Below are 7,467 nucleotides of genomic sequence, written 5' to 3' on the forward strand. Positions count from 1 at the left end.
GCCGGCGGCTACCTGGCCGCCGCCCGCGAGGCCGCGCCGGGCCGGCTGCGGATCGGCCGCTTCACCAGCCCGATGCTCGCCGACGAGCCGGTCCACCCCGACTGTGTCGCCGCCGTCGACCGGGCCGCCGGGCTGCTCACCGCGGCCGGCCACGAGGTGGTCGAGGTCCCGGCGCCGCTCGGCCCGGCGGCGTGGCCGCTCTTCGAGACCGTCTGGTACGTCCTGGCGCTCTCCCCGGTGCCGCCCGAGCGGGAGAGGGAGCTGCTGCCGCTGACCCGGCTCCTCCGCTCGCGCGGCGCGGCGGTCGGCGCGGGCGCGCTGATGGCCACCCTGGGCGAGCTGCAGGCCCAGGTACGCCTCGGCGCCCACCGGACCGCCGGTTGCGACCTGCTGCTCTGCCCCACGCTGGCCGCGCCGCAGGCGCCGGTGGGGTCGTTCGCCGCCCTCGATCCGGCGGAGGATTTCGACCGGCAGCGCCGGTTCTCGCCGTACTGCGCCATCTTCAACGTGACCGGCGAACCGTCCGTTTCCCTGCCGGTCGGTCGCACCGCCGACGGCATGCCCGTGGGGGTGCTGCTCACCGGCCGGTACGGCGCCGACGCGACTTTGATCGCCACTGCCGCGCAACTGGAGCACGGGAGTGGCGGCTGGGATCACCACCCCGCAATCTGGCGGGCCGTCGACTCCGCTAACGTGAATACCACAAGCGGAGTCGGGGAATCGTCTCCTTGACAGTCCACCCGACCCGGAATTCCTGGTCTCTCTCTTTCCGCCTGGGGGCGTTGAGGTTGTCTGTTACCGAGACGTTGCTGGTCTTCGTCGGCATCCCGGCGGCCGCGGTGCTGGTGATCGCCGGACTGGCAATCGCCGGCGGCCGTGGCGGCGGTGGCGGCGCCAAGCGCTACCGGCCGGGCCGGCCCTTCGACTTCACTCCGGTCTGGTTCCTCGGCCGTCCGGAGCAGCTGGCCGACTCGGCCGGCACCGCGCTGGCCGCGGGCGCGCAGGCGCCGGCGCTGACCAGCCACAAGCTTGAGAAGGCCGGCGTCGAGGCGCCGGCCGGTGGAACCGGAGGCACAAGTGACCGTTGGTGAGACGCAGGCCGGGACGGGTAACCCGCCCCAGGTGCTGGACGGGCCCTTCTCGACCCGCCAGCTGCTCCGCATCGACGAGGCGCTCCGCCTGGCCGACCAGGGCACCGGCCTGGTCTTCTCGGTCTACGTGGGCGGCCTCGACGAGCCGATCCGGGAGCACGCCCAGCGGCTGCACCACCAGCTCGCCGAGCCCGACAGGTCGGTCCTGATCGCCGTGTCGCCCAACCAGCGGCAGCTGGAGATCGTCACCGGCCGGTACGCGCGCAAGCGCATCCCGGACACGTACGCCAAGCTCGCCGCGCTCTCCATGGTGGCGTCCTTCGGCGGCGGCGACCTGGCCGGCGGCATCATCCAGGGCCTCGACCAGCTCGCCAGCCACGCCGGCAAGGGCTGAGCCCTCCCCGAGCACGACGAAGCCCGGTCCGCGTTTCGCGGGCCGGGCTTCGTGTATCGCCATCTCGGCGACCCGGCGGATCAGGCGCTCTGGGCGTCCCTGGCGCGGGCCTTCAGGGCGCGGGCCACGCCGTCCCGGCCCTCGGCGACCAGCCGGCGCAGCGGGGCCGGGTGACCCTCGCCGGCCAGCCACGCGTCGGTCGCCGCGACCGTCTCGTCCTCGACCAGGTACGCCGGGTAGGCGAGCTGGGTGAACTCCTGCGCCGGCTCGCTGTCCCGGCTGGCCCAGACCTGGTCCACCACCGCGAAGTACTTCTCCCGGTAGGGAGCGACCAGGTCGACCTGCGCCGGGTGCGCGAAGCCCTGCAGCAGCGCCCGGTGCCGCCAGTTCGGCAGCGCCTCCGGGCCGGTGAGCAACGCCCACACCGCCGCCTTGTTCTCCGCGGTCGGCACCAGCGCGTGCGCGTAGGCGGCCTCCCGCTCGCCGCTGGCGGTGCGGTCGCCGGCCAGCTCGGCCTCGATCTCGGCGGTGCCGGCCGCCCCGTTGGCCACGAGGGACTGGAGCAGCGCCCAGCGCAGTTCGGTGTCCACGGTCAGCCCGGTCGGCACCTCGGTGCCGTCGAGCCAGCCACGCAGCGTGGCCAGGTCCTCGGCGGAGCGGGCCGCCGAGGCGTACGCCCGGGCCCAGGCGAGCTGGAAGCCGCTGCCCGGCTCCGCCGCGAGCAGCCCGTCCTTCGCGGTCCGGGCCAGCTCGGCCCAGCCGGTCGGCGCCCACGCCGGGTCGACATAGAAGGTGAGCGTGGTGGTCGCCTGCCGCAGGGTGGCGGTGACCAGGTTGATGTCGGTCTCGGCGGGCAGGCCGGCCAGCACCAGCGCGACGTAGTCGCGGGCGGCAGCTCGGCGTCGCGGGTCATGTCCCAGGCGGCGGTCCAGCAGAGCGCCCGGGCCAGCGACGACTCGAAGCCGGCGATGTGCTGCACCACGTTCGCCATCGACCGCTCGTCCAGCCGCAGCTTGGCGTACGTCAGGTCGTCGTCGTTGAGCATCAGCACGTCGGCGGCCGGCTTGCCGTGCAGCGCGGACAGCTCGGTCTGCTCCCCGGTCACGTCGACCTCGACCCGCTCCCGGCGGACCAGCCGGCCGTCGGTCAGGTCGTAGAGGCCCACCCCGATCCGGTGGGTACGCAGCGTCGGGTGCCCGGACGGCGCCTCCTGGCGGACCAGCACCCGCTGGTAGCTGCCGTCGTCGCCGATGGCCACCTCGGGGCGCAGCGTGTTGACCTGCGCCGTCTCCAGCCACTGCGCGGCGAACTTGCGCAGCTCCCGGCCGGAGGCGGTCTCCAGCTCGGAGAGCAGGTCGTCGAAGGTGGCGTTGCCCCAGGCGTGCTTGCCGAAGTACGCCCGCAGGCCGGCCAGGAACGGCTCCTCCCCGACGTACGCGACGAGCTGCTTGAGCACGCTGGCGCCCTTGGCGTACGTGATGCCGTCGAAGTTGACCTCGACCGCCTCCAGGTCCGGCATCTCGCAGTACACCGGGTGGGTGGAGGAGAGCTGGTCCTGCCGGTAGCCCCAGTTCTTGCGGATCGACAGGAAGGTCGTCCACGCGTCGTGGAACCGGGTGGCGTGGGTGTTGCACCAGTGGCTGGCCCACTCGGCGAACGACTCGTTCAGCCACAGGTCGTTCCACCAGCGCATGGTGACCAGGTCACCGAACCACATGTGCGCCAGCTCGTGCAGGATCGTGTTGGCCCGCTGCTCGTACTCGAAGTCGGTGACCTGCGAGCGGAAGATGTAGTGCGACTCGGCGTGCGTGACGCAGCCGAAGTTCTCCATCGCGCCGGCGTTGAAGTCCGGCACCCAGAGCTGGTCGTACTTGGGCAGCGGGTAGCGCACCCCGAACTTCTCGTGGAAGAAGTCGAAGCCCTGCTTGGTGATCAGGAACAGGTCGTCCGAGTCCAGGTACCGCGCCATCGACGCCCGGCAGAAGACCCCCAGGTCGATGCCGTCGTGGCTGTCCCGCACCTCGTGGTACGGCCCGGCGCAGAGCGCGGTGATGTAGGTGCTCATCCGCGCCGACTCCACGAAGTGGACGGTCTTCAGCGCCTCGCCGGCCGGCTCCTCCCGCTCCACCGGCATGTTGGAGACCACCCGCCAGTGGTCCGGCACGGTGGCGTGCCAGGTGAAGACGCTCTTCAGGTCGGGCTGGTCGAAGCAGGCGAAGACCTTCTGCGCGTCCGCCGTCTCGAACTGGCTGTAGAGGTAGGTCTCCCCGTCGACCGGGTCCACCGTGCGGTGCAGGCCCTGCCCGCTGTTCGAGTATCCGAAGTCCGCGTCCACCACCAGGGTGTTCTCCGCGTCCAGACCGGACAGCGTGAGGCCCTTCTCCGCCGACCAGCCGGAGGTGTCGACGGGCGCGCCGTTGAGCGTCGCGGACCGCACCGACTCGGCGGCCACCTCGATGAAGGTCGTCGCGCCCGGCTCGGCGCAGCGGAACTGGACCTCGGTCATCGAGCGGAACGTGCGTCCCGTGCCCTGCACGGCGGTCGACAGGTCAAGGCTGATGTCGTACCCGGTCACCTCGAGCAGGCGAGCCCGCTCGGTGGCCTCGACCTGGGTCAGATTGCGCACTCCCGGCACTGTTCGTCTCCATCCCACTAGCGCCGCGCCGCGGCGGCCCCGGCCTCCCCGGCCCGCTCGTGACGGCCGGTCCGGTCCGAGTCTTCCATGCACCGACACCCTTCGGTGGTCGAGGTCACGCTCTCATTCCGGTACCGGGCCATGCTGGTCGGGGTGAGGATCGAGGGAGGCGCCGGGCTCACCGGCGCACCCGTCGTGAAGGGATCTCACCGTGACCGAACGTGTCGCCGTGGACATGTGGTTCGACCCGCTGTGCCCGTGGGCGTGGATCACGTCCCGCTGGCTGCTGGAGGTCGAGAAGGTCCGGCCCGTGGACATCGACTTCCACGTGATGAGCCTGTCCGTGCTCAACGAGGGCCGGGACCTGCCCGAGCAGTACCAGGAACTGATGAAGAGCGGCTGGGGCCCGGTGCGGGTCTGCATCGCCGTCGAGCAGGCCCACGGCCAGGAGGCGGTGGCGAAGCTCTACACCGCGATGGGCACCCGGATCCACCTCGGCAAGGAGCCGCTCGGCCGGGAGATGCTGGTCGGCGCGCTCACCGACGTCGGGCTGGACCCGGCGCTCGCCGACGCCGCCGAGTCCACCGCGTACGACGAGGCGCTGCGGGCCAGCCACGAGGCGGGCATGCGGCCGGTCGGCACCGACGTGGGCACCCCGGTGATCCACGCCCCCGGCCCGGACGGCGGCAAGGTCGCCTTCTTCGGCCCGGTGATCACCCCGGCGCCGAAGGGTGAGGCGGCCGGCCGGCTCTGGGACGGCGTCCTGCTGGTCGCCGGCACCCCGGGCTTCTACGAGCTGAAGCGCTCCCGCGAGCTGGGCCCCATCTTCGACTGACGGCGGGAGCTCCGGCAACGATCCGCAGTCCCGCACCGGCCCCGGCGTCACCGGGCCGGTGCGGGGCTCGTTTCACCGGGTGTCCCAGCCGGCGGCCCGCGGGGGCCGCGCCCCGGCAGCCCGGAGGAGGCATTCCCATGGCCAAGCACCGCCGTACGTCCGACGACGCGCCGCAGGAGACGGCGACCGAGGACTCCGGTGCGACGTACTGGTCGGTGGACGAGGTCGACTGGCCGGCCGTCCGTCCGGCCCTGCCGGCCGAGATGGTCGACCTGCTGGCCCCGCCGATCGTGGTGGGCGTCGCCCGGGTGGTCGCCACCTCCCGGATGACCCCGCCCGCCGAGACGGTCCTGCCCACCCCCACGCCCGGCGCGATCCGGCCCGGCGTCGTGGCCGGCCGGCCGGTGCCGGTGGGCGCGACCACCGTCCGGCTCGCCGGGTCGGCGGCGTCCCACCCGTCCGGCCCCGCCGGCTCCGTCCCGGGCGGCCGCCCGGTCCCACCCCGGCGCCCGGCCGACACCGCAACGCGCCGGCGCCGCTCGACCGCAACGGCTGAGCGCGGCCCCTTTCATCTGGTGGACGCGGTGCGGGTCCGGGTTCGGCGGGCCGGGGGCCGCGGGTAGCGTCCGTGGGCATGACGGTCGTGCATCCGATCGCCCGGGCCTGGATCACCACTGGCGGCACCGGCGCGCAGAACTACGACGAGTTCGCCGACGACGCGGAGATCACCGCGATCATCGAGGCGAACCCGCACAGTGCCCTCGGCATCGAGATGCCCCACCGGGCGCCGGAGAGCCTCGGCAGGTCCTTCCTCGACGCCCTCCCCGACGCGGTGGCCCGCCTGACCGAGGCCAAGGCGGACGGCAGCTACACCCCGGCCGAGCAGGTCGTGGTGCTCTACCGGATCAGCGCGCCGGGCGAGGAGCCCGCGTACGGGCTCTTCGCCATGGTCGACACCGACCAGATCTCCACCCGGGCCGACGAGCCCGGTCTGGTCATCCGCAACGAGGACGTCTTCATCGCCAAGGTGCGGGAGCGGGTGGCCCTGGCCGAGGCGCTCGGGCACCTGCTCTCGCCCGTACTGCTGCTCCAGACCGGGCGTGGCGACGAGCTGCACGCCGCGCTCGCGGCGGCGACCGAGTCGGCCGGCGCGCCCGCCGCGACGGACGTCGACCAGTCCGGGCGGACGCACGCCATCTGGCTGCTGCGTCCCGGCCCCGAGCAGGACGAGCTGACCGCCCTCGCCGGCGGCGGCGAGCTGGTGGTCGCCGACGGCAACCACCGCAGCCTGGCCGCGCAGACCGGCGGGCTGCCCCGCTTCCTGTCGGTGATCACCACGCCCGCGTCGGTCGCCATCCAGCCCTACAACCGGCTGGTCAGCGAGCTGACCACCACGCCGGAGGAGCTGCTCGACCGGCTCCGCGCCGCCGGTGCGGAGATCACCCCGATCGACGGCCCGGTCGAGGTCCCGGCGGGCGGCGGCGCCGTGCACCTCTACCTCGCCGGTGAGGGGTACGCGGTGACCCTGCCGCACGTCGACGGCGGGCGGCTGGAGAACCTCGACCACGCCCTGGTCGAGCGGCTGCTGCTGCGCGACGCGCTCGGCCTCGACCCGGGCGACAAGCGGATCACCTACGTGGGCGGCGACTACCCGGCGAGCTGGCTCACCGGTGAGGTCGACGCCGGCCGGGCGGAGCTGGCCATCCTCATCGCCCCGGTGACCGTGGACGACTTCGTCGCGGTCAATCTGGCCCGGGAGAAGATGCCGCGCAAGAGCACCTGGTTCACCCCGAAGGCCCGCGGCGGCCTGGTGGTCGCCGAGCTGTCCCGCTGAGCTGTGACGAATCCGCCTCCGTGCGCCGCCCTTGCGGCGGCACGGAGGCCGGCCTGACAGACTGCGCGGTATGCGCGTCTACCTGGGATCCGATCACGCCGGTTTCGAGCTGAAGGTGCACCTGGCCAACCACCTGGCCACGCAGGGCTACGAGGTGGTCGACGTCGGTCCGCACGCCTTCGACCCGGACGACGACTACCCGGCCTTCTGCCTGCACACCGGTGACCGGGTGGTCAACGACCCGGGCAGCCTCGGCGTGGTCATCGGCGGTTCCGGCAACGGCGAGCAGATCGCCGCGAACAAGGTCGCCGGCGTCCGGGCGGCGCTCGCCTGGAACATCGACACCGCGCAGCTCGCCCGGGAGCACAACGACGCCAACATCATCGCGGTCGGCGCCCGCCAGCACACCCTGGACGAGGCGACCGCCCTGGTCGAGGCGTTCCTGACCACCCCGTTCTCCGGCAACCCGCGGCACTCCCGGCGGATCGCCCAGGTCGCCTCGTACGAGCAGACCCGCGAGCTGCCCGACCTGCCGGCCTGACCGCGTCAGCGGCCGGAGCGGGGAAGGTCCTCGCGGGGGACCCAGTTGCGCCGCACGATCACCACCCGGGCCTCGGCCTCGGCCAGGTCCGCGTCGTGGGGCGGGCGGCGTCCCGGGCCCGGCAGCGCGGCGGCCAC

At 73.3% G+C, this 7,467-nt stretch carries 7 protein-coding genes and 1 pseudogene; 7 read left to right on the top strand and 1 reads right to left on the bottom strand.

Annotated elements, in window-relative coordinates:
• The 3 genes from JNW87_RS31590 to JNW87_RS31600 form a co-directional block, all read left to right on the top strand.
• Positions 1-732, top strand: a 732-nt coding sequence (locus tag JNW87_RS31590) for an amidase family protein (RefSeq protein ID WP_255544593.1), incomplete at its 5' end; no start/stop codon positions are given.
• A gap of 74 nt (positions 733-806) precedes the next feature.
• Positions 807-1,091: a hypothetical protein gene (locus JNW87_RS31595; RefSeq protein WP_109800895.1), complete on the top strand. Its 285-nt coding sequence runs from the start codon at positions 807-809 to the stop codon at positions 1,089-1,091.
• Positions 1,078-1,485 (top strand): DUF5130 family protein, encoded by a 408-nt coding sequence (locus tag JNW87_RS31600; RefSeq protein WP_109800894.1) that lies wholly within the window; start codon positions 1,078-1,080, stop codon positions 1,483-1,485. Before JNW87_RS31595 ends, JNW87_RS31600 begins: the two co-directional genes overlap by 14 nt.
• An 80-nt stretch (positions 1,486-1,565) precedes the next feature.
• Here the strand turns inward: JNW87_RS31600 and pepN are convergent.
• Positions 1,566-4,111, bottom strand: a pseudogene (gene pepN, locus JNW87_RS31605) (aminopeptidase N).
• 220 nt (positions 4,112-4,331) lie between these two features.
• Here pepN and JNW87_RS31610 point away from each other — a divergent pair.
• The 4 genes from JNW87_RS31610 to JNW87_RS31625 all read left to right on the top strand — a co-directional run bounded on the left by JNW87_RS31610 (position 4,332) and on the right by JNW87_RS31625 (position 7,330).
• Positions 4,332-4,955 (top strand): disulfide bond formation protein DsbA, encoded by a 624-nt coding sequence (locus JNW87_RS31610; RefSeq protein ID WP_109800892.1) that lies wholly within the window; start codon positions 4,332-4,334, stop codon positions 4,953-4,955.
• Positions 4,956-5,092: 137 nt separating this feature from the next.
• Positions 5,093-5,578 (top strand): hypothetical protein, encoded by a 486-nt coding sequence (locus JNW87_RS31615; protein WP_238454935.1) that lies wholly within the window; start codon positions 5,093-5,095, stop codon positions 5,576-5,578.
• 11 nt (positions 5,579-5,589) lie between these two features.
• Positions 5,590-6,789 carry a DUF1015 family protein gene (locus tag JNW87_RS31620; RefSeq protein ID WP_109801965.1) on the top strand — a complete coding sequence of 400 codons (1,200 nt, stop codon included), beginning with the start codon at positions 5,590-5,592 and terminating at the stop codon, positions 6,787-6,789.
• Positions 6,790-6,859: 70 nt separating this feature from the next.
• Complete coding sequence (locus tag JNW87_RS31625) at positions 6,860-7,330, top strand: ribose-5-phosphate isomerase (protein WP_089012948.1); 471 nt, start codon at positions 6,860-6,862, stop codon at positions 7,328-7,330.
• Positions 7,331-7,467: the final 137 nt, after the last annotated feature.

Source organism: Micromonospora sp. ATA51, from assembly GCF_016802855.1.
In the GTDB taxonomy this organism is placed as follows: domain Bacteria; phylum Actinomycetota; class Actinomycetes; order Mycobacteriales; family Micromonosporaceae; genus Micromonospora; species Micromonospora sicca.